Origin of the sequence: Vibrio zhanjiangensis (assembly GCF_030161235.1) — a bacterium.
GTDB classification, from domain to species: Bacteria; Pseudomonadota; Gammaproteobacteria; order Enterobacterales; family Vibrionaceae; genus Vibrio; species Vibrio zhanjiangensis.
This window is the reverse complement of record NZ_BSPW01000073.1, coordinates 12672-39397: the sequence shown is the minus strand read 5'-3', so window position 1 is coordinate 39397 and position 26726 is coordinate 12672. Positions and strand designations below refer to the sequence as shown.

The window sequence follows — 26726 nt, the reverse complement described above, 5'->3', positions numbered from 1 at the left end:
ACACCTGTGACTAATGCACTTTATAACCAAACTATCGCGTTTGCTGGCATTTGCCAATCGGTAGCACTCGTTCAGCAAGTGGCGAAAAATGGTTACTGCGACTCTGACGCGTTTGAAACATCACTGAAAGCCATCTTAAATACCAATCCGGCGAATACTCTAGATGTGTATGGCAACGAATTGAATTTGAAAGTAGGTTTAGAATGCCTTGTAAAAAGAATTGATAGCACCCCCTCTGGAAGCGAAGTAACCCGGTATATTATCAGTCTATTGGCCCTTGAAAGAAAACTAAGTGCCCGCAAAGATGCGATGTCCCAACTGGGAGATCGCATACAAATGATTGAAAGACAGTTGGATCACTTTGAGCTACTCGACGAGCAGATGTTGAGTAACTTAGCGAGCGTATACTTAGATGTCATCAGCCCTATAGGACCAAGGATACAAGTCACGGGGACGCCATCGGTATTACAACAAACCAGCAATCAATACAAAGTAAGAGCTCTGCTACTTTCCGGTATTCGAAGCGCTGTTTTATGGCGGCAAGTTGGGGGGAAAAGGCGGCACCTTATCTTTGGAAGAAAGAAAATGGTTGAGCAGGCCCAAATCCTACTAGCAAGAATATGAAAATCACGGCCTTTTTACGACAAGTTAAGTAGGCCAGCACACCCAAAGCCCATAAAAAGCAAACGTTTGCGCAATGTGCGTGACAATTGCATTGGTTATTGGTATAAAGCTCACGACATTTAGACACTCAATTCAGGAGAACATCATGGAACTGTCAGCACTGACTGCTGTTTCACCAGTAGACGGCCGTTACGGAAGCAAGACTACAGCATTACGCGAAATATTTAGTGAATATGGTCTACTTAAATACCGTACAATCGTCGAAATTCGTTGGCTACAGAAGCTTGCAGCAACGACTGATATTGCAGAGGTCCCAGCTTTCAGCGTAGAAGCAAATAATTTTTTGAACGACCTCGCTGACAACTTCTCTGAGCAAGATGCTCGTAGAATAAAAGAAATCGAGCGCACAACCAACCATGATGTTAAAGCTGTTGAGTACTTCCTAAAAGAAAAAGTGGCTGATATTCCTGAATTGAATGCAGTTAATGAATTTCTTCATTTCGCATGTACCTCTGAAGATATCAATAACACCTCTCATGCACTGATGCTAAAGGAAGCTCGTGAAAGCGTTATTTTGCCAGAAATTCGTAACATCATAGATGCAATCAAAGCATTAGCCATTGAATATCGAGATATCCCTCTATTGTCGCGCACCCATGGTCAACCGGCATCTCCGTCGACTATGGGTAAAGAAATGGCCAATGTGGCTTACCGTATGGAACGTCAGTTCAAACAGATCGCTAATATTGAGATTCTGGCAAAAATCAACGGTGCCGTAGGCAACTACAACGCACATTTGTCAGCGTACCCTGAACTGGATTGGCATCAATTTTCTGAAGAGTTTGTTATTGAATCACTGGGGGTCACTTGGAATCCGTATACCACTCAAATTGAGCCACATGACTATATCGCAGAACTGTTTGATGCCATTGCGAGATTCAACACGATATTGATAGATTTTGATCGCGATATTTGGGGTTACATTGCGCTTGGTCACTTCAAACAAAAAACAATTGCTGGTGAAATAGGCTCATCTACTATGCCTCACAAAGTCAATCCAATTGATTTTGAAAACTCTGAAGGTAACTTAGGCCTCGCTAACGCTATGTTTGCTCACCTAGCACAAAAACTTCCTATTTCTCGTTGGCAACGTGATCTGACTGACTCGACTGTATTGCGTAACCTAGGTGTTGGTGTTGGCTATTCCATCATAGCTTACACATCAACTTTGAAGGGTATCAGCAAACTTGAAGTCAATCGAGAGGCACTGCTTTCTGAGCTTGATAACAATTGGGAAGTGCTTGCAGAACCAGTACAAACGGTAATGCGCCGCTATGGGATAGAGAAACCCTATGAAAAGCTTAAAGAGTTGACTCGTGGTAAACGTGTTGATGGCAATGCAATGCGACAGTTTATCGATGGATTAGCCTTACCAGATAGCGAGAAAGATCGTCTAAAACAAATGACGCCTGCTAACTATATCGGGCAAGCCATTGAGTTAACCGATAAGCTATAATAGTAAGCTATTGAACCCAAAGGGCCACTTTTAAAAGCGGCCCTTTTTGTTGATCAATGACCCCGCTTTTTATTGAGAGATTTTTTGAAAAAATAACGTTATCTGCCCTACTTCAAGACCAAATTTCTTAATTTTGGTTAAATTAAACACACGACGTTTATCTTGGCGATATAACCAGTCATCAAATGACACCACCACCGCAGAGTCCTCTCGTTGAAGCTCAAAATCGTATTGCCAACGCAAAGCGTTTCCGACCTGCGTTCCTTTAGCGACTCCAATAATATCCTCTGCCTTGCCTTGATATTGCCCCTGTCCGATACGATCGATAGTCCATACTCGACTAGACCTCTCTCCATCATCAAACACAAAGTTCTCAACAAGCGTTAATGTATTGCCATCAACCGAGCCAGTAATCGCCACTTCAAAACGGCGTGTTTGAAGCTGACTATAGTCTTGCACCATACCCCATGCCGTTGATGTCCCCTCAAAGTATTCAAACAAGTCAAATTCTGGTTTAGTGTCTCTATAATCTTCTATATCCCCGCTACAGGCAATCACAGCAAAACAGAGAGCAGCGACGACTAGGCATTTTATCCACTTAAACATTATTTGTTACCAATAAGGCTTTGTCTTAAAAGAGGAAATTCTGTCTTAGGAGAAAGCCAGATGGCAAGAAATGCGTCATTGAAATCTTCTTCCTCAATATACCCAATCAGCTCTGTACCAGTCTCAGGGCGAGAATGATAAAATTTCCCCTGAACCCCGTCAGTGACATAAGTAAGCTGATGTCCCTTTTCAATGTCCGGAAATATCGCTTCCAAGCTTTGAGCCCATTTGGTGGTGGTATTATGCTGATAACCTAGCTTGTTCCACTGTGTGACCGTTGCCTTTACTAGCTGATTGTGGGATATATCTCTTTGATATGTTATCGACAAAGCCAAAGGATGTGGGGTGATGTCATCACCAACAATATAGTGTCCAGTTGGGGTAAGCAGCTGTGATTTATAGATATCGAAGAAAAACATCGTAAGTTGAGCCTGACCCACACTCGACCATTCGCCCCAGTTGCTTGTTACTTTTTCCGACACCACCGATGCATTAGTGCTCACTGTTAGAGTGAGGCAAGCTACCATCATTACTGCGTATCTCATAGCCTATAAACCCTCACTATCACCGATACAATAAGGAACCACTCAACCAGTAATATTCCCATCGTGGGGAAGAGCGGCACACCAAATGCGACTGCTCCAAGCTTCTCTCCCGCCAAATAGCTTAATGCTCCAGTGATCCCGCCTACAATTGATACGACCGACTGAGGGTATCGGGTCAAAAATGGGAGCAAAAAATGTGCATACCACGCAAATAACATCCAGAGCGCAGTAAGCCACAGAGGGAAAGTGTGTTTTTCGAATTGAAACAGGCCTAAAGATAGGTTGGCGAAATCAACTATGACACCCATGACTAAAATACAGGTCCAGAGTCGCCAGTGCACCCACCCTTTAAAAGCTGATATAACCAAAGTAGCGATCACCAAGCCTAGAGTGCCACTCTGCCAATCATAGTTACCGACAACGGCACATAGCCATATCACTTGAAACCATGTTGACGCTATCAATAACTGTTTCACCTACTTTTCTCCGACTACTAAGGTTTACGGACGCTGCAATGTCATGTGCACTGTACTAATTGACCTTGCTTTAAATCCTCCTTCACAATAGCAAAAGTAGTAATTCCACATCCGAATAAACCGTTCATCAAACCCTAGCTTCAGCACCTGCTTTTCTGCATGATTAAAACGCGTTTGCCAGTCTTTAAGAGTGCGAGCATAATCTTGCCCGAGGTCGAATAGATCTCTTAACACAAAATCCGTATGCTTAGTGGTTGATTGAGTAAGTGCGGTGATAGAGGGTAAAAAGCCACCGGGAAAAATGTACTTTTGGATAAAATCGACGCTATTGCTGTAACTTACGTAACGCTGATCCGCAATCGTAATAGCCTGAATCGCCATTAAGCCACCGGATTTAAGCAATGATTGACACTTTGCCAAATACGACTGCAAAAATTGCTTACCAACCGCCTCTATCATTTCAATTGAGACTAGCTTGTCATACTTGCCTTCAAGTAATCGATAATCTTTCTGAAGCAGAGTGATCTTATCTTCGAGTCCTTTTTGCTCAATCTGCTGCTTGGCATATTGATACTGCTGGTTTGAAATGGTCGTAGTGGTCACATGACAACCATAGTGCTCTGCAATATATATGGCCATCGCCCCCCAGCCCGTTCCTATTTCAATGACAGAGTCAGTTTCACTAAGTTTAAGCTGCTGACATAAACGCTCCATTTTATTGATTTGCGCTTGTTCTAAAGTGTCGGAATCTGTGTGGTAATACCCCGATGAATAAAGCATTCTCTTGTCTAAAAACGTCTGGTATAACTCGTTGCTTAGGTCATAATGAGCTTGTATGTTTTTGGCGGAGTTAAGTACAGTGTTACGATTTAACCAGTGTCCAAACTTATAGGCGAGCTTCGACAATATACTGCTTTTGTTTTCAATCACATCTATGGTCGATAAGTTCAGTGCCATCAGCTGCATCAAGGCCGTCAGATCTGGGCTATCCCACCATCCATCCATATACGCCTCACCTGCTGAGATACTGCCACCTTTCAAGAGTCGAGAGTAAAAATCTGGATGCTTAATCTTAATAACAGCACTACCCTTTTTATCAATCGCATTTCCAAATTGCATATGTGTCTCTTTTGACACTTGGGAATCAAACGACTCAACAATAGTTAAAGATCCATGCTGAAGTTTACTTAGACAACTAAACGCGATACTACGTGCTGCTTTCTGCATCGAGGTCAGTGGGTTTGGCATAGGTAGCGTCTGTGAATGAATCATTGCTTCAGCTCCTTGTTATTTTTCGATATTTGCACTGCGAGTAGGTTGTTTTTCATCTTGCTGCTCGTACTTTGGATGAGAGTAGAAAGGTGCACCTTTAAGCCAAAGTTTTAAAGCGTGCCAGTAAATCCCAGCAAGCATTTTGACCGCTAGAGCTGGGGTTAACACTAAGAGCTTAAGTAATGTGTGTGAATTAAAGGCTTTCTGTTTCATTTTCATCGTCGCGTCAAATTGTTTGTTGCCCTGATGACATTCAAGGTGGATAGATAAATGCGAGGATAAAGGTTTAATTTTCCAATGATATTCTTGGTCTATCGGGTTAAATGGTGAGACATGAAATGCCTTTGGATGCACCCAAGATTTGGAGTTTCGTGCGTCGAGTAAATAGTAGTGTCGTTCATTCCAAGGTGTGTTGCTCACTTCTGCCAGCAAGTAACGCCAACAACCTTCTCGATCATAGATGTAGTAAAAATTTACAGGGCTGAAATAAATACCAAAATATCTGAGATGAATAACCGCTTTGACACTCCCCTCAAGTCGCTCTCCTCCAAGCTCATATACTTTATCACATACCGACTGTTTCAAGTCTCCAGAGCCTAGATAATCACTACGCTTAAACCTTGCCCAATGCCACCATCTACGGCCAAAGCCCCACACTTGGTTTTCTAACGCTTCAAGTTCATCAAGATCTAAACACGGCATAAAAAGTGTATAGTTCAATGAATGCTCGATAGGGCTAAAGCGTCTATGCCTAACATCACCAACAAATAAACAACTTTTTTTCTGCAACAGCATATTATGCAGCCCCTTTAGCACCAAGGTTTGAGCTGTAAGCCCTAATACCTGTCACTACATCTAACGCACTTTTTACTCCATCTTCATGAAAACCGTTGTACCAATATGCTCCGCAAAACCAAGTATTATTGACACCGTTAATTTCCCCTTTTCTCGACTGTGCATTGATGGACTGGCGACTAAATACAGGATGATGATAGACAAAACGGCGCAATACTTTCTCTTGGCTTATTTTTTCGCTGCTATTTAGTGATACACAAAATGTTTCTCGCGCCTTGATATGTTGCAATATGTTCATGTTATAGGTCAGCATTGGGGCCCGATCATGCTCCTTAGTACCACCAGTTAATCGATAGTTCCAAGAAGCCCATGCAGCCTTTCGCTTGGGCAGTAAACTCTCATCGGTATGTAAAACCACCTCATTTGCTTGATACGTTAATTTTGACAGTATTGACTGTTCACTTGTGCTTGAATCTTTAATTAAACTCAATGCTTGATCACTATGGCAGGCAAAAATAACATGATCAAAACGCTCACTTTTCCCGTTAGAGTGAATCGTAACGCCAGCCTGATCTCTGCTTACCGCATCGACTGGAGTATTGAGCCTTATTCGGTCGACGAACCCTTGCGTCAAAGGCTTGATATATTCTTTCGAACCGCCCTTTATCACATACCATTGAGGTCTATCGACGATATCAAGAAGCCCATGATTTAAGAAAAACCTTGCAAAAAATCCCAGAGGGAAAGCTCTCATATCTGCCAATGTCGAAGACCATATCGCCGCTCCCATAGGCAATATGTAGTTGTCACAAAAGAAAAGACTAAATTTTCGAGATGCCAGAAACTCTCCCAGAGTCACCTCAAGGCCAATATCTTGTTGCGCAATCTCTTTGACTTTTTTGTTAAAGCGCAGTATTTCAAAAATAAACGAGTAAAACTTAGGATTCAGCCAGTTGCGTTTTTGCGCAAATAAACTCAACAAGGTGTGCCCATTATATTCAAGTCCGTTAGCATCATTTCTTACACTGAAGCTCATTTGACTCGGAACTCGTTCAACCCCAATCTCTCGCAAAAGTTCAATGAAATTGGGATAGGTTCTATCGTTAAAAACAATAAAACCTGTATCGATGGCATAATGTCGTCCATCAAGATCGATATCCACCGTAGCTGTATGCCCTCCAACATAATTGTTGGCTTCAAATACAGTCACATCATGATCACGATGTAAATAATAACCACATGTTAAGCCTGAAATCCCTGAACCTATAATTGCTATATTCATGGCATTGTTCCTATTATTGGGCAAGCAACTTCGAGGTAAGAACATTTTGCCAACGATATGGCAGTGCTCCTATCAAACGCAGCATTGATGTAAATGTCTTGGGAAAATAGATGTGACTATGGCCCTTAGCCAAACCTCGCCGAATTTCCTTTGAAGCCTGTTCACAAGAGATGACCATAGGCATGTCGAAGGTATTTTTATCCGTAAGGGGCGTTTTCACAAAGCCTGGGTAAATTATCGATACTTCAACACCTTGAGGCTTTAAATCCAGCTGCAGTGCTCTTGCTAAATAACTCACTGCCGCCTTAGAAGCACCATAAGCTTCGGCGCGAGGCAAAGCGACTTCGCTCGCTATAGAGCCGACAATCGCAATTCTTTGACCCTTTCGAAAATAAGGCTGACAAGCCTCAATGGCATTCGTTAACCCAAGGACATTGATGTCAAAAATACGCTTTACTAGCTTAGAATCAAGATGTCCATTATTGATGTACTCACAATCACCAGCATTCAAAATCCATAAATCAGGGATGTATTCTAAGTTGTTCAACGCAACCTTGGTGGCTTCAAGATCGGTGAGATCAAAGGCTAAACTGTGAAGATTACCAAACTGTCGTTTCAGATCACACAAACGTTCTTGGTTACGACCACATGCATAAACAATTGCGCCACTGTTGGCATAATCCATAGCGAGTTGTAAGCCAATTCCGGAGGTAGCACCGGTAATTAATACGGTATTCATTTCCCCAGCCTCACTTTGATAGCCTTTATGACGGCCCCAAGCAATGGCAGATTTTCATATAGCATCTCTCCCAAATCGAAATAATCTCTATGGTATATCACTTTACCTTGAGAAAATTTCAAGTGACTTACCCCATTGACATAGACGGTAGCCCCCCCTGATAACTTTGGATGTACCAGCGCCATCTTCCAAGTCAAAAATCCACTGTCACCGGATTGCTGATGTTCGATAATATCGAAGTCACAGCGGTGTACGTTGCTGTATAGGGTTTGGAAGTAACTTTCTAATTTACACCAGCCTTCTAACTTATGGGCTGCATCTTCAAACACTACTTCTTCATGATAAATATCTGATAGTAGATGAAGGTTTGACTTATTGAGCTGCTGATAAACCTCACCAACTGTTTGCACATCCATTCAAGTACCTCGCAAATTGTTATACATAAAATTTTGTTGTACAACACAGAAACTCTAGGTGACTTCGAAAACTTGTACAACTTTTAATTTGTATAACTTATACGGCTCACAAACTAAAGAGATCAAAAAAGGCTTGGTTATAAGCCAAGCCTTTTCAATTTATTAGGACATCTGGTGGTCGGTAATTTCACTATAAGTTACGTAATGCTGAAATACGCTTGTCTAGTGGAGGGTGACTCATTAGCAGCTCGGTCATTGAGCGCTTACCATTAATTCCAAATGCCATCATTGAACCTTCTAACTGAGATTCATGACTCAGTTTCAAACGTTCCAAAGCCGCAATCATTTTATGTTTACCAACAAGATTGGCCGCACCAGCATCAGCATGAAATTCTCTATGCCGGCTGTACCACATAGTAATAAAACTGGCAAGGAAGCCAAACACGAGTTCTAGTACCATAGACACACCAAAGTAAACCAGCATGTTACTGCCTCCCTCTTCTTCATCGCTATTAGAAGAGACAATATTTGCGATAAAGCGCGACAGGAAAATAACAAATGTATTTACAACGCCTTGCATAAGTGTCATGGTCACCATATCGCCATTCGCAATATGGCTAACTTCATGAGCGAGTACCGCTTCTGCTTCATCTCGCGTCATATTGTGAAGCAGCCCCGTTGATACGGCCACTAAGGAATCATCGCGCTTTGCACCAGTCGCAAACGCATTGATGTCTGCTGAGTCATAAATGGCTACCGTTGGCATCCCTATTCCTACTTGCTGTGACTGGCGACGAACGGTTTCAAGTAACCAATGTTCCGTCTCATTGCGTGGACTCTCAATCACCCTTCCACCCACAGAACGAAGTGCCATCCCCTTGGACATCATTAAAGAAATAAACGCACCACCAAAACCAAATACCGCGGCCATAACGAGCAAACCAGATAGGCTACCCGGTTGCATACCCGTCACAGAGTAGACAATATTTAACACCACACTCAAGACCAATACTACGGCCAAGTTGGTTGCCAAAAATAACATTACACGTTTCATTACTTTTCTCCGACACTGAACTCTTTCTGATGTCCCAATACTTAGCCGCATTGACCTATGCTAAGTAACCCTATCAGGGATGGACAAGGCGGCTTGGGAACTGATTATCTCTCTATTAGATATAGTCTATTGCTTTTAATTACAAGTGGTAGGAACAAATTGAAACATTTGGTTTCAGCAAAAATTTGTTACTGAAATACGTTCATTGAAATGTATAAGTGAGTATTTACGAGATTAGACTTTTGTCTTATTGCTCCGAATTACACACATGTTAGATTGTGCCTGAATAAAATATCCATGTGAAAAAGGACAACATCATGGCTGAAACACATAACTACCAGATGGCAATTGATTTACTGTGTTGCCATCTTGGTATTTCAGAGGAAGAGGCAAAGCAACAACTTGGTATATGCGCTCAGCAACAAGTAAAAAAGCATGTTGCTGAGGCCCATCAAACTATAGCCAGTGCCAATCAGGACAACTAAAAACCTCTGTTTAGAATTAGAAAAGGCTGCATCACAAAGCAGCCTTTTTTATTTCTAGAGCAAAAATCATGACAAGCTTAAAAGCGAAGAAATATCTATATATTTGGCGAGATTTTTCTGCTTAATACTTGGCACATAAGGAATTTCTCCCAGTTTAGGTGCACCAATTTTGTTCTCTAGCATCGCTATAATATCAGCATAGTGTTCCGTACCTGGATTTATTCTGTTGGCAATCCAACCGACAATTTTCAAACCATCAGCTTCGATCGCATCGACCGTCAACATGGCATGACTTAAGCAGCCAAGCTTTATACCGACAACTAAAATCACCGGAAGCTTCTCTTGCTGAACCCAGCTAGAAAGACATTGCTTATCATTAACCGGTACTCGCCACCCACCAGCACCTTCAACTAAGACAATGTCTGCTTTCTTTTTGTGGTTGAGAAGCTTATCGCTAAGCACCGAGTATTCAATATTCACCCCTTCACGTTGAGCGGCAATATGCGGTGACGTAGGAAGTTCAAGTGGATACGGGTTAATGTCCTCATAACTCACTTCGAGCGTCGCAGCCTTTTGCAGATATAACGCATCAGAGTTGCGATATCCCTCTTCTGTTTTTTCACTGCCCGCTGCAACTGGTTTATAACCAATCGTTTTAATTTCCTTTAGCGCAAGTGCATTGAGAATTGCAGTAGAAGCCACTGTTTTGCCGACATCAGTATCCGTGCCCGCAACAAAAAATGCGTTAGTCATATATGAATCACTCCCAAACAAACCTGATACGTGGCAGGCACCAGTCCTTGATGATTTCTAAAACCTCGATAAGCCTGCTCGACTTTTAGCAACATACTACGGTTAGTAAGTCCATTGGAGCGTCCACTAACATAATTCGCACCAATCCCTTTTAGGTCCCTCATTAATGAAAATGCGGAGTCATACCAGACCGTAATAGTAGGCAAGTCTAACTGATGGCAGTGACAACCAGCTTGCGCTAACGCAATTTTTATCTGATCTAAAGTATGAAAATCATTAACATGTTGATATTTATCTGCCACATTCCATGATTGTTTGAGTTCATGCAGTGAGCCATCAAGTAAAGTAGAGAAATAAATCGTTCCGTCAGGCTTTAGTACTCTGCGCATTTCACGTAGGGGTCCTGAAAGGTCATTACACCATTGCAGTGCCAGACTTGAAAACACCACATCAATGCTTCGATCGCCAAAAGGCAAAGATTCAGCATCGCCTTGGTGGTATTGCATGTTTGTTAGTCCGCACCTTTGCCTAGCCTTGTCCAGCATTTTTTCAGACAAATCACAACAAACAACACGGGCCCCGCGATCCCGTAGCAGCGCCGCGAAATACCCTGTACCGCAACCTAAATCCAGAACTGTTTTGCCGCGCATGTCCTCAGGCAATAGTTTAAGTAGCCTAGCCCCAACTTCTCTTTGGAAAGCAGCATGGGAATCATAAGTGTCTGCTGCTTTACCAAATGCTACAGCAATGGCTGATTTGTCCACCAGTAATGAGGGATAATCCAAAATCATTTGTTCCATTAAACCACCTTATCCATTGCTATTTCGATTGATTTGGCTAGTTTCCTGACCTGCTCAATCGTGTGATTGGCTGTCAATGTGACTCTCAGGCGAGCACTCCCCTTCGCTACCGTCGGCGGTCTGATGGCTGTCAACCAGAATCCACGTTCAGCGAGCTCCTTCGAAATATGTAAAATATCAATATTATCGCCAAATAGTAGAGGTTTAATTGGTGTTCTGGTATCAACATACCCATTAAGAAAGGAAAAACACTGGTGATATTCGCATTGCAACTCATTGAGCTTATCACGCCGCCACTCTTGGATTCGTACTCTCTCTATACTTTGGGTAATGGCGTAAGCAAGTGATGGAGGCATAGCCGTCGAATACATATGATGTTTGGCAAATTGGGCTAAATAATCGCCCAAATTTTCACAGCACATAATGGCTGCGCCCGATAAACCAAGTGCTTTACCAAAAGTCACCACGAGTATATCGGGTTTAACCTCGGCAAAATCACAACTTCCCCGACCTTCACTGCCCAAAACGCCAAGGCCATGTGCATCATCAACCATCAGCCAAGAATGCAAGGTGGTTAACTTCTGGATATCCGCCAATGGTGATATGTCACCATCCATGCTAAACACGCCTTCAGTAACAACCAGTGCGCTTTTCGTGAGGATACGTTTAAGATGTTCAACATCGTTATGACGAAAGCGTTTCATTGTTGCCGGACAAAACATACCCGCTTCCATCAAAGAAGCGTGATTGAGCTTATCTTGCACCAACAAATCACCTTCTTTAAGCAGGCTGAATAGTAAAGCCTGATTGGCCGAAAAACCTGAACCAAACAAAATGGCGCGCTCAAACCCCAGCCAATCGCATAGAGATGACTCTAGATTCGCATGAGCCTTCGAAAAACCAGTCACTAAAGGCGAGGCACCACTGCCATTACCGTATAGGTCAATACCACGCTGCCATTCCAGTGAAAGCTGCTTGTCTGCTGCAAGCCCCAAGTAGTCGTTACTCGAGAAATTCGTCAATGTCTTTGCTTGATACGACAAACTTGGGGTATTGCCCGCTTCTATCGTGCGTATTGATCTTGTCAGTCCTTGGCGCTCACGTTTGGCAACCGCGTCTAAAATTCGAGAGTCAAATGGCAGCGTCATAAAATAAGTCGCCTTTTGCTGGGCGTGACGCCACTCGTTCTGCCACGCGATCAAGTAACGCATTCTCCTCAATTTCATCGGGCCGTTGTGAAACTTCTTGCCGATTGATTCCCAGTTTTTCAAACAACTGCATATCTTTGTCTTCGGAAGGATTTGGCGTGGTCAGGAGCTTACACCCATAGAAAATCGAATTAGCCCCAGCCAAAAAGCACAAAGCCTGCATCTGCTCATTCATATTCTCTCGGCCAGCAGATAACCTCACCGCTGCCTTGGGCATAAGAATACGAGCGACAGCAATCAAACGGATAAAGTCAAAGGGCTCAACGTCATCAACCTCTTCAAGTGGCGTACCTTTGACTTTCACTAGCATATTAATAGGGACACTTTCAGGGTGTGTTGGCAAATTCGCCAATTCGACCAGCAATCCAGCACGATCACTGGCACTCTCTCCCATGCCAATAATACCACCTGAACATATCTTCATTCCGGCCTCTCTGACATGTGACAATGTATCCAATCTGTCCTGGTAGGTTCGCGTAGTAATAATATTGCCGTAAAACTCTGGAGAGGTATCAAGATTGTGGTTGTAATAATCAAGCCCCGCATCGGCCAATTCCTTGGCTTGATCGGGCGTAAGCATACCAAGTGTCATACAGGTTTCTAAACCCATATCTTTGACACCTTTGATCATCTCTGTCAGATGTGGCATGTCGCGCGCTTTAGGGTTTTTCCAAGCGGCTCCCATACAAAATCGAGTTGAGCCGGCACTCTTTGCCTTTTGTGCAGCGTCAAGTACGCGCTCTACTTCCATCAAACGTTCCTTTTCAATGTCCGTTTGGTAACGTGCGCTTTGCGGGCAATATTTGCAATCTTCCGGACAAGCGCCCGTTTTAATCGAAAGCAATGTGCTGACTTGAACATAGTTGTGCTGCTGGTACTGACGGTGAACCATCTGTGCTTCAAACAAGAGATCCATAAATGGCTTGGCCATTAGCGCTCGGACTTCTTCGACAGTCCAGTTATGACGAGCTTCCACATGACTTCCTTATACGTTAGTTGTTAAAAATGGCTTGGCTAGTCTAACTTGACAATATACACTGTCAACAATTTTAAAAATCAAAAGTTTACATCTGATTAAATATCAATCAAATGGTTATTTATGGATCTCGAATTTGATCGTCGCCACATTTGGCACCCTTACACTTCAACATTGAACCCTCTCACTTGCTATCCTGTAGCTTCCGCTAATGGTGTCCACATTGAGCTAGACAATGGCCGGCAGCTTATCGATGGCATGTCTTCTTGGTGGGCCGCCATTCATGGCTACAATCATCCGCAGCTCAATCAAGCCGCTCACGAGCAAATCGGTAAAATGTCACATGTCATGTTTGGTGGCATTACCCACAACCCTGCGATTAGCTTGTGCAAAACACTGCTGTCTATCGTACCAGACAATCTAGAACAGGTATTTCTGGCAGATTCGGGATCTGTCGCCGTCGAAGTCAGTTTAAAAATGGCGCTTCAATACTGGCATAGCAAAGGTCAAAGGCGGCCTAAGTTTTTGACACTCAGAGATGGCTATCATGGTGATACATTTGCGGCCATGTCTGTCACTGACCCCGATAACTCTATGCACTCTCTGTATAAAGGCTTTTTGCCTGAACATATCTTTGCCGCGTCACCCAAGGTCGGCTTCCATCAGACATGGGATGAGAGTGACTTAGAGGACTTTACGGCAAAAATAACTGAGCACCATCAAGACATAGCGGCAGTGATTTTGGAGCCTATCGTCCAAGGGGCTGGAGGGATGCGAATCTATCACCCAAAGTTTTTGCAGGGAGTGCGCCGCTTATGTGATGAGTTTGGTGTGTTGCTTATTCTTGATGAGATTGCAACTGGCTTTGGCCGGACTGGGAAACTGTTTGCTTGTGAACACGCCAACATCAAACCAGACATCCTGTGTGTGGGTAAAGCATTAACAGGCGGCTATATGACACTCTCTGCAACACTCACCTCAAAAAATGTCGCCGACACGGTATGCGCAGGACAAGCTGGCTGCTTTATGCACGGTCCTACTTTTATGGCTAATCCACTCGCTTGCGCTGTCGCGGGAACAAGCCTTGAGCTTTTGGCGCAAAACCATTGGCAGGCTCAAGTGAAAGTGATTGAGTCAATCTTTGCAGAATACTTACCTAATCTGCTTGAGTATGAGCTTGTGAGCGATGTGCGGTGGCTCGGTGCGATTGGCGTGGTGGAAACCAAACGTGCAGTCAATATGGAAGTGATTCAAGCTCTATTTGTTGAGCAAGGCGTGTGGATAAGACCGTTTGGCAGACTTATCTATATGATGCCACCTTTTATCAGCCAAAGTGACCATATCAAAGCACTTATCACGGCAATAGAAAAAGCGCTGCAACAATCGAATTGTTTCGAAGCGTAGAGTTGAGCCATTTTTGTTAAAAAGGCCTCGTTTTGAGGCCTCTTTAGCAATTAATCTTGCTCAATCATCCAGCGTTTAAAGTTTTTGCGCTCTTCACTGCTGGCTTTTAGATACCAAAGCTTTAGCTGCAAAGTGCTTTCCGTTTCCGTCACACCAGCAATGGTGGTTGTTTTGCGCTCACCAGAGGCCACAGCCTCGCCTTGCTCAAGTTTGGCAAGCTCGGCTTTAAGCTCGATCACTTTCCCTGAATCAAATACCAGCCCACGCTCTTTGTTGAAGTTTTCAACCAGCAACGGAACATTTGAATAAGGAAATGCGCCCTCAGCTGGCGGCAGCATTTGCTGCGAATCTTGTACTTGCTTGCCATCAACAGTGAATTCAAAAATAGGCTGCTTTTTATTAACGTTGCGCTCAATCTTGCTCAGTTTATTTGAGATAAGGCCCACTTCTAAGGTCTTAGCGCCCGTCAGATCCAAAGTGACAATATAAGGGCGAGCAGAATAATATTTGCGTCTGTTATTGTCTCTTAGTTCACCTGCAAATTCAAACACAAACTGGTTTTCGCCTGCCACCAGCTCAAAGTTATCATCTTTGACTTTTTTGCCGTTTAATACTGGTGCTGAAATACCACTAGCAAGGTCCAATTCAACAGCCTGAGCAGAATAAGACATAGCAGATGCTAATACAGCGAGAAGAAGCGTGTTAATCGTTTTCAATGTGGTATTCCTATATAAATAACAAAAGCCAACGCACAAGCGTTGGCTTAAATAATACTCTAATTACCCGTTAATTAGAATGTGTAGTATGCACCTAGAATGAATGAGTCACCATCTTGGTTTGCGCCAGCACTAAAGTCATCAGATGTGTCAGCAGCTTGGTATTCAGCAAAAACTTTCACGTTTGCTAGTAGAGCGTAGTCAACACCAACCACTAGGTTAGTTAGATCGCCTTTAGCATTAAGGTTACTTCCGCCAGCAACTTGTACTTCGTCAAGTTCCATTACATCGTAAGTAGCGTACAAACGCGTTTTTTCGATAGTGTACTGAGCCGCAACACCGTACGCATCACCGTCAAAGTAAGAAGTTGTTGTGCCGAATAGGCCCCAATCGTTTACACCTTCAAACTGACCGTATGATGCAGCAAACAAAAATCCTTTATATTCAGCAGAAGCCGCAACACCTGCTAAAGAGTAATCGACATTTTCTGCTGATTCACCGCTTACAAAAGAACCACCTAGAGTGAACATATCGTTAATAGACCAATCTAGAGACGCACCGTAAGTGTTGTCAACTTTGTCGTTAGCCTCTGTATTTAAGTCAGCCACAAATACTAAGCTATCACCTAGCTTAGACTTAAATACGATGCCTTGGCCATCAGATTCTGAGCGATGACCGCCAGCTGCGCCAAAGAAGTTACCTTCGTTAGTGATATCGCCTTTTTCAATCGCATCTGTTGAAGCAGCCACATCACCAACTTCACCCACAGCAACGCCCCATACATCAGTTTTTACGCCAACGTAAAGATCATCAAATTTTGCATTGTTGTCGCTGTCACCAACGTAAACATCGCTAGCAGACTCAATTTCGAACGATGCAAAAGCCGTTAGCGCATCATTAACCTTATGTTCTGCATCAAGTTGGATTTTACCCCAAACTACAACATACGGGTCTTGCTTTGTGTTGACGTTAGATGCATTAGTAACGTCGGTTGTTGCAACGTATGCATCAACTTCACCAGATAGAGATACTTTAGACGCATCAGTTGCGTAAATTTCGCCTGCGTTAACGTTTGCTGCTGCTGCTAGCACTGAAAGAGCTACTAGAGTCTTTTTCATAATAATCCACTGCCTTTTCTATAGAATGAGGGAAATCCTTTTTTGGTTCCCTTTATGTTTTTTGATGACAACTCCGAACTCTTATCGGTCAGATGTTGCCGCCATTAAATTGCGGGACTAGATTGCAAAAGAATTACTTCGGTGTCAAATACTATAAATAAAACGGGTAAAAAAACATAAAGTACAATAAAAACAGATACATAAATTGATATGCAACCCTTATTAGGGTGGTTTCCAAACAAAAAAGGCAAATTATCATCATTGAGAAAAACGATGAAAATTAAAATTTAAATCCAATTTGTGTTTTAATAATGTTAATAAACAGAACATATAACTAGTAAGAAAACACTTATAAAGATATATCTTTTTAACTAGGTGCCGTGAGCTAAGTTTCTGAAGGTTCAGTTTTTTTTGTGAAGGAGATCTATTTTTGGAACGAAAGCGAGTTATTTAACCCACTACTTACCCACAAACCAAATGTGATAACATCGCCTTTCCTAATCTAAGGCTCCTTTATGACGACCAGTAAAATTCAAAAAACCATTCGTACTAGCTACCAAAACTTGCAGTCACAACTGGATAACTTCATTCCTCGCCGCGCGCAAAATTACCTCACAGCGGAAATCACAAAATCCTTATGTGGGGAATACCATAAAACCACTCGTATGATCGTTGCTGAAGCAGGCACGGGGATTGGCAAATCGCTATCCTATTTAATGGCAACCATTCCTGTCGCTCTGTTTAACCGTCGCAAGGTAGTAATATCGACCGCCACTGTCGCACTGCAAGAGCAATTAATTGATAAAGATCTCCCTTTGTATCGCAGACTGATCGACAAAGAATTTTCATTCATTCTTGCAAAAGGCAGACAACGGTATTGCTGCGCTGAAAAATTGGCTGTCGCGAGCGCAGCGAATGGAGAGCAAATCGCCATGTTCGACGCTAAACCAAAAGCCAAAGACATTGAACAACTGCAATTGATGCATCAAAAGCTGGCGGAAAATAAATGGGATGGCGATAGAGATTCTTGGCCAAAGCCTATTGATGATGGAATATGGCAATCCATAGTGAGTGACAAACATAGCTGTAATCTCAGCATGTCAGCCCACAGAAGCTGTCCGTTTCAAAAGGCGCGCTCTGAGCTGGATAAAACCGATATCATCATTGCCAATCATAGCTTGGTTATGGCAGATGCCGATCTTGGCGGTGGTGTGATACTTCCCGAGCCAGAAAATACCATCTATGTCTTCGATGAAGCACATCATCTGCCGAATGTCGCCAGAGATCATGCCTCGGCCGCCGCCAGTTTAAAAGGTGCTGCCAGTTGGCTCGAAAAACTCAACCAATCGGTGACAAAGCTTGCAAATCTTGCCGATGAAAAACGAGTCGCTCGGTTTCGGAATGAACTGCAAGCGTCGATTCAAGAACTGATTCCCTCGCTAACCCAACTTGCCAGCCGATTTGATGCGACACAATTTAAAGATGGCAGCTACCGCTTTGAACATGGTGAGCTACCCGATTGGCTACAACAAGAATCAAAACAGTTAAAGACACTCAGCCAAAAAGGCGCTCAATCGGTGGCAAAAGTGGCCGATCTTATCGCAGAGCGTGTTAAAGATGGGGAACTGGCCAGCCGACTAGCAGAACCTGCATTAGCAGAACTGGGCTTTTTTATAACGCGTATGGATAACCTTGCTCAAGTCTGGCATCTCATGGCACAGCCTCAGAGAGAAAAAGGTGCTCCTCTTGCTCGGTGGTTAGAGTTAGCACCGGAAAGAGAGGGAGACTTTGTAGTCAATGTTTCGCCGTTAGAAATCGGTTGGCAATTAGACCAGCAAATTTGGAGTCGCTGCATGGGTGCCGTGCTTGTTTCCGCCACTTTGCGCGCATTAAACTCGTTTCGTTTTTTTTGTCGTCAAGCTGGCATCAGCGAAAACCCCCAAGATGGGGTTAAATTCTTAGCCTTAGCTTCCCCTTTTGACTACCAAAATCAAGCACAACTCATCATACCGACAATGCCTTGTGAGCCACAAGAAGAGCAGTTTACGCAAGCGTTAATCGATACACTGCCCAAACTTATCGAAGAAAATAAAGCGAATCTTGTCCTGTTTTCTTCTTATTGGCAAATGAATCAGGTCTATGATTCAATCGCCACCTTATTTGAAAAAAGTGGCTGGTCAGTGCAGGTTCAGGGTAAAAATTCTCGCTCAGAAATTCTAAAAAAGCATAAAACCTTAGTTCAATGCCAAAAAACTAGCGTATTATTTGGCACAGGTAGTTTTTCAGAAGGTCTAGATTTACCGGGTGAATTACTGGAAAATCTGATTATTACCAAAATACCCTTTGCCGTACCGACGTCGCCTGTCGAACAAGCTCACGCAGAATATATAGAAAGTAAAGGGGGGAACCCTTTTATGCAGATAGCTGTCCCAGAAGCGAGCAAAAAATTGATTCAATCTGTTGGCCGACTGCTGCGAAAAGAACGCGATTCTGGTAAAGTGCTCATCCTCGACCGACGTCTTATAACAAAGCGTTACGGGCAAGCGCTGATCAACTCACTGCCACCGTTTAAACTAATCATCGAGTAATTAAGTTAAGATATTGTATGGAATTTTTTGAACCAACGGTGCTGTTGGTATTAGCGTTAGTTGCCTTTGCTGCCGGATTTATTGACGCGGTTGCCGGTGGCGGTGGTATGCTTACAGTTCCAGCCCTGCTTTCGCTAGGGTTGCCACCGCATATTGCTCTTGGTACGAATAAGTTGGCCGCGAGCTTTGCTTCCTCAACAGCCGCGTTTACCTATTATAGAAAGCGCCTATTTAGGCCCAAATGTTGGAAGCGTGCTTTCGTTGCCACCCTCTTAGGTGCCACAATCGGTACGCTAGTGGTTGACCTTATCAGCACCGAATGGTTAGAAAAAATTCTGCCACTTATTATCTTATTAGCGGCTTTATATACTGTTTGGCACAAAACCCCAGCGAACATAACCAATGAGATACCTGTGTCGTGCCCGAAGTTTAAAAGAAAGCAGTATATACAAGGCTTTAGCATAGGGTTTTATGATGGCCTAGCAGGGCCAGGGACTGGCGCGTTTTGGACAGTGAGCTCAATGGCTTTGTATCGCTTGAATATATTGCTCGCCTCTGGTCTATCTAAAGCCATGAATTTTACGAGTAACTTCACCTCTCTGGTAACCTTTGCAATACTTGGTCATATCGATTGGGTCTTGGGGCTGACGATGGGAGTCTGTTTGATGGCGGGTGCTCTTGTCGGTGCTCATTCGGCGATTCGTTTTGGCGCGACGTTTATTCGTCCTGTGTTCATCACAGTAGTCAGTATCCTAGCAATAAAACTTGCCTACGAAGCTTGGTTTATCCCTGTATGACGCCAATAAATGTTCTGTCTGATCTATTGGTTCAAATTGAATCTGAGGCCAACCACAGAGATCAGCAATATGGTGAGCATCATCAGCCACTGTTTGACCAAACTCTATTTCACTGCCAATCTAAGCGGCTACTTCCCTATACTGAAGAAGCAAAACAAACCTTTGCGATGCTGGAAGCTCAGCTCAAAATAAAGCCTTACTCATCAAGCAAAGTACAATACTTATCTGACAAACTGATTTGTCAGCTTGATGCACTGAAAAAGGAGCTAAGTTCGTTCCAAGTGAGACAACGAGATACTACTGGTAAAGGGTCAAAACGGAACAGTCTCGATACGCTATATCAAGACCTAGCTCAACATCAAAAATGGGAACAGCAACTGAAAGCCATGGTTTCTCAATCTGAACAAGAATACTCCCAAACAACAGAAAATGATAAAGCATTGGCTTTTCAAAAGCTTGAAGCAACACAAAGGCGTTTACAACGCTGCCAGCAAGCTAAACTCAGAATAGAAAAACACCTCACCTACAAAGAGCGAAATCAGTAATATGTCATCTCCCGACTTGGAACAAGCACCAGACGAAATCAAACTCGCCGTTGACCTAATTTATCTTATCGAAAGCCACAATATTGATCCCAAAGTGGCGCTTGAAGCGATTAAAATCGTCAAGTCTGATCTAGAGAAGAAATTGGAGGTCAATCAGTGAGCTATTCACTAACCATCAATGTCGACCAATTCCTCACTCATTATTGGCATAAAAAGCCCACCATAATCAAAGCTGGGTTTGCCCACTTTGTTGATCCCATATCGCCTGATGAGCTGGCAGGGTTATCCATGGAAGAGGAGATAGACTCACGCTTTATTAGTCATCAGCAAGGGCAATGGTCCGTAGAGCATGGACCATTTGACGATTCTCTGTTTGCAAACTTACCCCAATCCCATTGGCAATTAGTAGTTCAGGCCTGTAACCATTGGCATCTGGGTGCAGCAGAATTAGTGAAGCCATTTCAATTTCTTCCTCAGTGGCTGTTTGACGATTTAATGGTCTGCTACTGTGCACCAAATGGGGGGGTTGGCCCACACATAGATCAATATGATGTATTTATTGTACAGGGCAGCGGTCAACGCCATTGGCAAGTCGGGGCTAAAGATGAAGGTCAATACCAAGAATCCATCCAAGCAGGCGCTCTGCGCCAAATTACAGGCTTTGATGCCATCATAGACCAAGTTTTACTACCAGGAGACATTCTTTATATTCCCGCGGGCTTTCCGCATCAAGGAAATACGCTCGAAGCCGGTATGAGCTATTCCATAGGCTTCAGGTCGCCCAAAGAAAGAGAGTTACTGAGTCATTTCGCTGATTATGTTATCGCCAATGATAACGGCGATGCCCATCTTCACAACCCAGAGATGGCTTCTCAAACTCACCATGGTGAAATACAAACAAGCGATTTAGATAAACTGACTGCAATGCTCCGCTCAGCACTACAGTCTGAAAAAGACATCCATGATAGTCTTGGCGGATTGCTCAGTCAGCCGCGCCATCAACTTGATATTGTCGAGCTTGACTCTCCCGTCACTGCCACCGAAATCCAAAGCCATCTCCGCAACTCTGGTATATTACATAAGGTCTCTGGGCTCAAAACGCTCTATCGACAAGATCATATGTCTTGTATCTATATCAATGGTGACGTTTTCCCAGCCGAGTCTGAACATTTAGTTCATTTATTGTGCAACCAAACTTCGATAAGCCACCAAGATATAGATGATAAGCTATCACAAACCGATGTTGAACTGATTGTTTGTTTAGTTAATGCTGGGTTTTGGTATTTGAGTTAGAACCAAAACCGCAATACTTCACTACAGACTTTATTATCTGTTCTAGCATGGTAGATTAGACAAAATCGCTATACCTCTATCCTCAGCAGAAAAGTGAACACGTTCCCAAGGACAAAAATTCAATGAAAGTCATATCTTTTAATATCAATGGCCTAAGAGCCAGACTTCATCAACTTAAGGCTGTTATTGATAAACATCAGCCTGATGTCATCGGCCTACAAGAAATCAAGGTGCACGATGAAGCTTTCCCACTCCAAGAAGTGGAGGCCATGGGCTATCACGTTTATTTTCATGGTCAAAAAGCCCATTACGGGGTCGCTATCTTGTGTAAAAAAGAACCTATATCGATTCGTAAGGGATTCCCAACCGACAGCGAAAATCATCAAAAGCGTATGATTATGGCCACCCTAGAAGATGCTAACGGCTCGAAAGTGACCATCTTAAATGGCTACTTCCCCCAAGGGGAAAACATTGACCACGAAACTAAGTTTCCGTACAAGCGTCAATTTTACCAAGACCTCATGACCTACTTGAATGAATATCATGACAACAATGAACAGCTAATTGTCATGGGTGATATCAACATTAGTCCACTAGACTCAGATATCGGGATTGGTGAGCCAAACCGAAAACGTTGGTTAAAAACTGGCAAATGTTCGTTCCAACCGGTTGAGCGAGAATGGCTACAAACCCTTTTAAATTGGGGATTAGTCGATACATTCCGCAAGATTCATCCCGATGTGAATGATCGTTTCTCATGGTTTGACTATCGTTCAAAAGGGTTTGATGACAATCGTGGTTTACGTATCGATGTTATTTTGGCAACCCCCGCTCTGGCAGAGAAATGCATTGAGTCCGACATCGATTACCCATTGCGCGGTATCGAAAAACCGTCTGATCATGCGCCAATATGGGCAAGCTTTAAATAACCCCAAATCATAGCGCTACGGCCGTGAATAGTAAAAAGGCTGGTACAACCAAATGTGCCAGCCTTTTTTATTATTTCGTTATGAGTCAATTAGATCGCGATAAAGTCCGCATCAACTTCAGGGTTAACGTCAGCATCATAATCAACACCAGCGACACCAAAGCCAAATAGTTTCAAGAACTCTTCTTTGTATTCAACGTAATCGGTCAGGTCTTTGAGGTTTTCACTGGTGATTTGAGGCCACAACTCGCGACAATGCTGCTGGATATCATCACGTAGTTCCCAGTCATCTAAACGAAGACGGTTTTGGTCATCGATTTCCGCAGCACTGCCATCAACCTTGTATAAGCGCTCATTGAACATACGGAAAATCTGTTCCATACATCCTTCATGTACGCCTTCTTCACGCATTTTCTTAAAGACCATAGCGATATAAAGAGGCATCACTGGAATGGCAGAACTGGCTTGTGTCACCACTGACTTGAGAACCGCAACATTGGCACTTCCACCTTGAACAGCAAGCTTTTCATTCAAAGCGCTAGCTGCACGGTCTAAATCCATCTTAGCTTTACCTAAAGCGCCATCCCAATAGATAGGCCAAGTCAGCTCTGTACCAATATAACTATAAGCAACTGTCTTACAACCGTCTGCAAGCACACCAGCGTCGGACAAGGCATTGATCCATAGTTCCCAATCTTCACCGCCCATAACTGTGACAGTATCTTTTATCTCTTGCTCGGTTGCAGGCTCAACACTTGCTTCAATAATAATATCTTTATTGGTATCGACTGCGGTGGCTGTGTAGGTTTCACCGATAGGTTTCAGTGAAGAACGGACAAGTTCTCCAGTTTCTGGCATTTTACGCACAGGCGATGCCAATGAATACACCACCATATCAATCTGACCTAAGTCTTGTTTGATCAGCTCAATGGTTTTTTGCTTCGCTTCATTTGAAAAAGCATCACCATTTAGGCTTTTTGCATATAAACCTTCTTCACGAGCCAGCTTTTCAAATGCTGCTGCATTGTAAAAACCCGCTGTACCTGGTTTTTTCTCTGTCCCTTCTTTTTCAAAGAAAACACCAATAGTCGAGGCGCCACCACCAAATGCTGCCGCGATACGAGAAGATAGGCCATAACCACTAGAAGCTCCGACAACCAACACGCGCTTAGGAGCGTTCGCAATTGGGCCTTGCGCTTTTGTGTAAGCGATTTGTTCTTTTACGTTGGCTTCACAACCCACAGGGTGTGTCGTTGTACAGATAAATCCACGAATTCTAGGTTTGATGATCATATTCGGCTTCCTTTAAAAAACCCCGCTAGGATAAAAGGTTCAGCGCTTATTCGCATCTAATTTCTGTAAAAATGTTACCAAAATGCAAGTGGTTGGAGGTCTTTCATCCAAGTTTTAGATTTCGAGCAAAAACAAAGGCACCACTTGGGTGCCTTCAATCGCATTTTCAGCAACGCTTAGGCTGCACTATCGAGTTTTGCTTTACCTTTTTTGGGCTGGCCTTCAGTCAGAACTTGGCTTAAATCATGGCTAAAGTCGTCAACTTGAATTGCTCTATAGCGCAATGCTTCTGCAGCGACAATTTGTTCCACCTCGTCCTCAGTAAAGACGTCGGCTTCTACGGCTTGAACTAGGCGATCTTTCAGTAACCCCTTACGCTCGACTTTCCCTTCTTGAGCGGCCCGCATAAGCTTTCTCTCTAACCCTTTAATACCATACATGGCTAAGAAGGCCTCATCCATCAGGCCAACGGCATCATCTTGCTGTTTTCCTACGTAGCAAAGATGGGTGAGCCTGTCACGATGAGCTCCGGGGGTCATCAGGCTTTCAGCTAATTTGACGGTCAAATCATCACTGGGTTTGTTGAAATGATTCCCAAGCGGGAAGACCAGCCCTTTTAGTAACATACCGACCATTTTTTGCGGGTAATTCGTGAATACTTCCACGAGCGCTTGAGCCGCATGGTGCAGGCAGTGCTGAAGCGAGTAATGGACATAATCCAAGTCTTGCTGCTGTCGGCCTTCATCTTCATATTTCTTCAATGCTGCAGACCCCATATAAAGGTATGCGAGCACGTCACCAAGACGCGCTGAGATCATTTCCTTACGTTTCAGATCCCCACCCAAAGTTGCCATTGCAATATCTGCGCTTACGGCAAGCGCGCGGCTAAGACGAGTTAAATCCTTGTAGTACACTTGTGTGGGGCCACTCATATCTGCCTTGACGAAATAAGAACCTGTAAGCGCGGCACCAAATGCGCCAAACGTATTTTTGGCGGCATGCGCAATATGTTTAAACAACAACTTATCAAAGTCTTTTGCAGCCTGCTCTTGATCTTCATTTGCCGCCGCTTCCATTTCTTTGAGTACAAATGGATGACAGCGAGTTGCGCCTTGACCAAAGATCATCAAGTTACGAGTTAAAATATTCGCCCCTTCCACCGTTATCGCAACGGGAATACCAAGATAATGAGTCGCAAGGTAGTTCATTGGGCCATCTTGAATCGCTCTACCTGCATGAATATCCATTGAATCGTTCAAGATGGTACGTGCCATTTCAGTCATATGGTACTTGGCAATGGCCGTGACGATGCCGGGCTTCTCTTTCAAATCGAGAGAAGTCGTGGTCAGTGTGCGACTCGCCTCTAGAAGATAGGTTAATCCACCGATACGTCCTAGCGCTTCGGCCACCCCTTCAAACTTACCAATGGACATGCCAAACTGCTTACGAACATAGGCATAAGCCCCTGTCGTACGAGCGGTTAGATGACCAATCGCGGTACCCAGTGCTGGTAAAGAAATGCCACGTCCAGCGGATAAACACTCAACCAACATACGCCAACCTTTACCGGCGTATTCTTGCCCACCGATGAGCCAATCCATGGGGATGAAAACATCTTTACCTCGAGTCGGACCATTCATAAAGGCAAGCCCCATGGGATCATGACGCTCACCAATTTCGACCCCTTTATGATCAGCTGGAATGAGAGCGCAGGTGATACCAAGATCTTTTTTGTCACCCATTAAACCTTCCGGATCATACATTTTAAATGCTAGACCCAATACGGTCGCAACTGGCGCTAATGTAATGTAGCGCTTGTTCCAATTGAGACGAATACCCAGTACCTTTTTATTCTTGTACTTACCATAGCAAACCACGCCTTCATCAGGGATACCGCCAGCATCCGATCCCGCTTCTGGTCCAGTCAGCGCAAAACACGGAATATCCGTACCATCCGCCAAGCGTGGCAACCAATAGTCTTTTTGTTCTTGGGTTCCATAGTGCGACAATAACTCACCGGGACCAAGAGAGTTGGGTACCATTACCGACACTGCCGTACTGATGCTACGGGTTGCAATTTTGGTCACAATCGTTGAGTTAGCAAGCGCTGAAAACTCTCGTCCGCCATATTCTTTGGAAATAATTAACGAAAAAAAGCGCTCTTTACGTAAGTATTCCCATACGTCTGATGGCAGGTCACGATCGTGTTTCACTATTTTGTGATCATCTAACATTGCGAGCAGGGTTTCCAGCTCATTATCAATAAACGATTGCTCCTCAGTAGAAAGACTTGGTCTAGGGTATTTATGCAACTTTGAAAAGTCTGGGCGCCCAGAAAACAATTCACCGTCCCACCAAACACTACCCGCTTCCATTGCTTCCTTCTCAGTGCTAGAAAGGGGTGGCAGTACTTTTTTAAACATTTTAAAAGCGGGGTCACTGACCCATTTTCTACGTAAAGAGCACATAATCAATTCCTTTTGTTCATAGTTGGTGG

General features: G+C 43.6%; 27 protein-coding genes. 10 read left to right on the top strand and 17 right to left on the bottom strand.

Annotated features, from left to right (window positions below):
* Positions 1-6: 6 nt before the first annotated feature.
* Both hflD and purB read left to right on the top strand, forming a co-directional pair.
* On the top strand, positions 7-624 hold the full coding sequence (gene hflD, locus QQK21_RS15980; RefSeq protein WP_284193184.1) for a high frequency lysogenization protein HflD: 618 nt from the start codon (positions 7-9) through the stop codon (positions 622-624).
* A gap of 145 nt (positions 625-769) precedes the next feature.
* Entirely contained in the window at positions 770-2140 is a 1371-nt protein-coding gene (gene purB / locus QQK21_RS15975; protein WP_284193183.1) for an adenylosuccinate lyase, read from the top strand.
* Positions 2141-2209: 69 nt separating this feature from the next.
* Here the strand turns inward: purB and QQK21_RS15970 are convergent, their stop codons facing one another.
* The 9 genes from QQK21_RS15970 to htpX all read right to left on the bottom strand — a co-directional run bounded on the left by QQK21_RS15970 (position 2210) and on the right by htpX (position 9325).
* Positions 2210-2746: a DUF3833 domain-containing protein gene (locus QQK21_RS15970; RefSeq protein WP_284193182.1), complete on the bottom strand. Its 537-nt coding sequence runs from the start codon at positions 2744-2746 to the stop codon at positions 2210-2212.
* On the bottom strand, positions 2746-3291 hold the full coding sequence (locus tag QQK21_RS15965; protein ID WP_284193181.1) for a chalcone isomerase family protein: 546 nt from the start codon (positions 3289-3291) through the stop codon (positions 2746-2748). The genes QQK21_RS15970 and QQK21_RS15965 overlap by 1 nt, the downstream gene beginning before the upstream one ends.
* Complete coding sequence (locus QQK21_RS15960) at positions 3288-3767, bottom strand: DUF2878 domain-containing protein (protein WP_284193180.1); 480 nt, start codon at positions 3765-3767, stop codon at positions 3288-3290. The genes QQK21_RS15965 and QQK21_RS15960 overlap by 4 nt, the downstream gene beginning before the upstream one ends.
* A 24-nt stretch (positions 3768-3791) precedes the next feature.
* On the bottom strand, positions 3792-5039 hold the full coding sequence (locus QQK21_RS15955) for an SAM-dependent methyltransferase (protein WP_284193179.1): 1248 nt from the start codon (positions 5037-5039) through the stop codon (positions 3792-3794).
* Between the two features lie 15 nt (positions 5040-5054).
* Positions 5055-5834, bottom strand: coding sequence for a DUF1365 domain-containing protein (locus QQK21_RS15950; protein WP_284193178.1), 780 nt, complete (start codon positions 5832-5834; stop codon positions 5055-5057).
* A 1-nt stretch (position 5835) separates the two neighbouring features.
* Positions 5836-7116 carry an NAD(P)/FAD-dependent oxidoreductase gene (locus tag QQK21_RS15945; RefSeq protein WP_284193177.1) on the bottom strand — a complete coding sequence of 427 codons (1281 nt, stop codon included), beginning with the start codon at positions 7114-7116 and terminating at the stop codon, positions 5836-5838.
* Between the two features lie 13 nt (positions 7117-7129).
* Positions 7130-7855 carry an SDR family NAD(P)-dependent oxidoreductase gene (locus tag QQK21_RS15940; RefSeq protein WP_284193176.1) on the bottom strand — a complete coding sequence of 242 codons (726 nt, stop codon included), beginning with the start codon at positions 7853-7855 and terminating at the stop codon, positions 7130-7132.
* Positions 7852-8271 carry a nuclear transport factor 2 family protein gene (locus tag QQK21_RS15935; protein WP_284193175.1) on the bottom strand — a complete coding sequence of 140 codons (420 nt, stop codon included), beginning with the start codon at positions 8269-8271 and terminating at the stop codon, positions 7852-7854. The genes QQK21_RS15940 and QQK21_RS15935 overlap by 4 nt, the downstream gene beginning before the upstream one ends.
* 190 nt (positions 8272-8461) lie before the next feature.
* Positions 8462-9325: a protease HtpX gene (gene htpX, locus QQK21_RS15930; protein WP_284193174.1), complete on the bottom strand. Its 864-nt coding sequence runs from the start codon at positions 9323-9325 to the stop codon at positions 8462-8464.
* A gap of 317 nt (positions 9326-9642) precedes the next feature.
* On the opposite strand from htpX, the gene QQK21_RS15925 reads away from it, so the two are divergent.
* The gene (locus QQK21_RS15925) at positions 9643-9810 is read left to right on the top strand and encodes a hypothetical protein (RefSeq protein ID WP_284193173.1); all 168 of its coding nucleotides are present in this window, start codon (positions 9643-9645) and stop codon (positions 9808-9810) included.
* Between the two features lie 66 nt (positions 9811-9876).
* On the opposite strand, the gene bioD is transcribed toward QQK21_RS15925, so the two are convergent.
* The 4 genes from bioD to bioB are packed head-to-tail and all read right to left on the bottom strand — an operon-like array spanning position 9877 to position 13547.
* The gene (gene bioD / locus QQK21_RS15920) at positions 9877-10563 is read right to left on the bottom strand and encodes a dethiobiotin synthase (RefSeq protein WP_284193172.1); all 687 of its coding nucleotides are present in this window, start codon (positions 10561-10563) and stop codon (positions 9877-9879) included.
* Positions 10560-11363, bottom strand: coding sequence for a malonyl-ACP O-methyltransferase BioC (bioC, locus tag QQK21_RS15915; RefSeq protein ID WP_284193171.1), 804 nt, complete (start codon positions 11361-11363; stop codon positions 10560-10562). The genes bioD and bioC overlap by 4 nt, the downstream gene beginning before the upstream one ends.
* Positions 11363-12511, bottom strand: coding sequence for an 8-amino-7-oxononanoate synthase (locus tag QQK21_RS15910; RefSeq protein ID WP_431313128.1), 1149 nt, complete (start codon positions 12509-12511; stop codon positions 11363-11365). The genes bioC and QQK21_RS15910 overlap by 1 nt, the downstream gene beginning before the upstream one ends.
* A complete protein-coding gene (gene bioB, locus QQK21_RS15905; protein WP_284193170.1) occupies positions 12495-13547 on the bottom strand; it encodes a biotin synthase BioB in 1053 nt (350 codons plus the stop codon). Before bioB ends, QQK21_RS15910 begins: the two co-directional genes overlap by 17 nt.
* A gap of 123 nt (positions 13548-13670) precedes the next feature.
* Here bioB and bioA point away from each other — a divergent pair, with 123 nt between their 5' ends.
* A complete protein-coding gene (gene bioA / locus QQK21_RS15900; RefSeq protein ID WP_284193169.1) occupies positions 13671-14951 on the top strand; it encodes an adenosylmethionine--8-amino-7-oxononanoate transaminase in 1281 nt (426 codons plus the stop codon).
* 50 nt (positions 14952-15001) lie between these two features.
* Here the strand turns inward: bioA and QQK21_RS15895 are convergent, their stop codons facing one another.
* Both QQK21_RS15895 and QQK21_RS15890 read right to left on the bottom strand, forming a co-directional pair.
* On the bottom strand, positions 15002-15667 hold the full coding sequence (locus tag QQK21_RS15895) for a DUF2057 family protein (protein ID WP_284193168.1): 666 nt from the start codon (positions 15665-15667) through the stop codon (positions 15002-15004).
* A 74-nt stretch (positions 15668-15741) separates the two neighbouring features.
* A complete protein-coding gene (locus tag QQK21_RS15890) occupies positions 15742-16785 on the bottom strand; it encodes a porin (protein WP_284193167.1) in 1044 nt (347 codons plus the stop codon).
* Positions 16786-17300: 515 nt separating this feature from the next.
* Here QQK21_RS15890 and dinG point away from each other — a divergent pair.
* From dinG to xthA, 6 genes are all read left to right on the top strand, one after another.
* Positions 17301-19373, top strand: a complete 2073-nt coding sequence (gene dinG / locus QQK21_RS15885) for an ATP-dependent DNA helicase DinG (protein WP_284193166.1) — start codon at positions 17301-17303, stop codon at positions 19371-19373.
* A gap of 17 nt (positions 19374-19390) precedes the next feature.
* Positions 19391-20170, top strand: a complete 780-nt coding sequence (locus tag QQK21_RS15880) for a sulfite exporter TauE/SafE family protein (RefSeq protein WP_284193165.1) — start codon at positions 19391-19393, stop codon at positions 20168-20170.
* Positions 20167-20715 carry a primosomal replication protein gene (locus tag QQK21_RS15875; RefSeq protein ID WP_284193164.1) on the top strand — a complete coding sequence of 183 codons (549 nt, stop codon included), beginning with the start codon at positions 20167-20169 and terminating at the stop codon, positions 20713-20715. The genes QQK21_RS15880 and QQK21_RS15875 overlap by 4 nt, the downstream gene beginning before the upstream one ends.
* Before the next feature lies 1 nt (position 20716).
* Positions 20717-20875 (top strand): pleiotropic regulatory protein RsmS, encoded by a 159-nt coding sequence (rsmS, locus tag QQK21_RS15870; protein ID WP_284193163.1) that lies wholly within the window; start codon positions 20717-20719, stop codon positions 20873-20875.
* Positions 20872-22008: a cupin domain-containing protein gene (locus tag QQK21_RS15865; protein ID WP_284193162.1), complete on the top strand. Its 1137-nt coding sequence runs from the start codon at positions 20872-20874 to the stop codon at positions 22006-22008. Before rsmS ends, QQK21_RS15865 begins: the two co-directional genes overlap by 4 nt.
* Before the next feature lie 122 nt (positions 22009-22130).
* Complete coding sequence (gene xthA, locus QQK21_RS15860; protein WP_284193161.1) at positions 22131-22937, top strand: exodeoxyribonuclease III; 807 nt, start codon at positions 22131-22133, stop codon at positions 22935-22937.
* Between the two features lie 89 nt (positions 22938-23026).
* Here the strand turns inward: xthA and fabV are convergent, their stop codons facing one another.
* Positions 23027-24229, bottom strand: coding sequence for an enoyl-ACP reductase FabV (gene fabV / locus QQK21_RS15855; protein WP_284193160.1), 1203 nt, complete (start codon positions 24227-24229; stop codon positions 23027-23029).
* Between the two features lie 176 nt (positions 24230-24405).
* A complete protein-coding gene (locus tag QQK21_RS15850; protein WP_284193159.1) occupies positions 24406-26697 on the bottom strand; it encodes an acyl-CoA dehydrogenase in 2292 nt (763 codons plus the stop codon).
* Positions 26698-26726 lie beyond the last annotated feature (29 nt).

Excerpts from the sequence above, each read along its gene's own strand:
- rsmS (WP_284193163.1), top strand. The coding sequence starts at position 20,717 with ATGTCATCTCCCGACTTGGAACAAGCACCAGACGAAATCAAACTCGCC.
- purB (WP_284193183.1), top strand. The coding sequence starts at position 770 with ATGGAACTGTCAGCACTGACTGCTGTTTCACCAGTAGACGGCCGTTAC.
- dinG (WP_284193166.1), top strand. The coding sequence starts at position 17,301 with ATGACGACCAGTAAAATTCAAAAAACCATTCGTACTAGCTACCAAAAC.
- htpX (WP_284193174.1), bottom strand. The coding sequence starts at position 9,325 with ATGAAACGTGTAATGTTATTTTTGGCAACCAACTTGGCCGTAGTATTG.
- QQK21_RS15925 (WP_284193173.1), top strand. The coding sequence starts at position 9,643 with ATGGCTGAAACACATAACTACCAGATGGCAATTGATTTACTGTGTTGC.
- QQK21_RS15965 (WP_284193181.1), bottom strand. The coding sequence starts at position 3,291 with ATGAGATACGCAGTAATGATGGTAGCTTGCCTCACTCTAACAGTGAGC.
- QQK21_RS15880 (WP_284193165.1), top strand. The coding sequence starts at position 19,391 with ATGGAATTTTTTGAACCAACGGTGCTGTTGGTATTAGCGTTAGTTGCC.
- QQK21_RS15935 (WP_284193175.1), bottom strand. The coding sequence starts at position 8,271 with ATGGATGTGCAAACAGTTGGTGAGGTTTATCAGCAGCTCAATAAGTCA.
- QQK21_RS15945 (WP_284193177.1), bottom strand. The coding sequence starts at position 7,116 with ATGAATATAGCAATTATAGGTTCAGGGATTTCAGGCTTAACATGTGGT.
- QQK21_RS15970 (WP_284193182.1), bottom strand. The coding sequence starts at position 2,746 with ATGTTTAAGTGGATAAAATGCCTAGTCGTCGCTGCTCTCTGTTTTGCT.
- QQK21_RS15890 (WP_284193167.1), bottom strand. The coding sequence starts at position 16,785 with ATGAAAAAGACTCTAGTAGCTCTTTCAGTGCTAGCAGCAGCAGCAAAC.
- QQK21_RS15910 (WP_431313128.1), bottom strand. The coding sequence starts at position 12,511 with ATGACGCTGCCATTTGACTCTCGAATTTTAGACGCGGTTGCCAAACGT.
- bioA (WP_284193169.1), top strand. The coding sequence starts at position 13,671 with ATGGATCTCGAATTTGATCGTCGCCACATTTGGCACCCTTACACTTCA.
- QQK21_RS15940 (WP_284193176.1), bottom strand. The coding sequence starts at position 7,855 with ATGAATACCGTATTAATTACCGGTGCTACCTCCGGAATTGGCTTACAA.
- xthA (WP_284193161.1), top strand. The coding sequence starts at position 22,131 with ATGAAAGTCATATCTTTTAATATCAATGGCCTAAGAGCCAGACTTCAT.
- bioD (WP_284193172.1), bottom strand. The coding sequence starts at position 10,563 with ATGACTAACGCATTTTTTGTTGCGGGCACGGATACTGATGTCGGCAAA.
- QQK21_RS15875 (WP_284193164.1), top strand. The coding sequence starts at position 20,167 with ATGACGCCAATAAATGTTCTGTCTGATCTATTGGTTCAAATTGAATCT.
- QQK21_RS15955 (WP_284193179.1), bottom strand. The coding sequence starts at position 5,039 with ATGATTCATTCACAGACGCTACCTATGCCAAACCCACTGACCTCGATG.
- fabV (WP_284193160.1), bottom strand. The coding sequence starts at position 24,229 with ATGATCATCAAACCTAGAATTCGTGGATTTATCTGTACAACGACACAC.
- bioC (WP_284193171.1), bottom strand. The coding sequence starts at position 11,363 with ATGGAACAAATGATTTTGGATTATCCCTCATTACTGGTGGACAAATCA.
- QQK21_RS15850 (WP_284193159.1), bottom strand. The coding sequence starts at position 26,697 with ATGTGCTCTTTACGTAGAAAATGGGTCAGTGACCCCGCTTTTAAAATG.
- QQK21_RS15950 (WP_284193178.1), bottom strand. The coding sequence starts at position 5,834 with ATGCTGTTGCAGAAAAAAAGTTGTTTATTTGTTGGTGATGTTAGGCAT.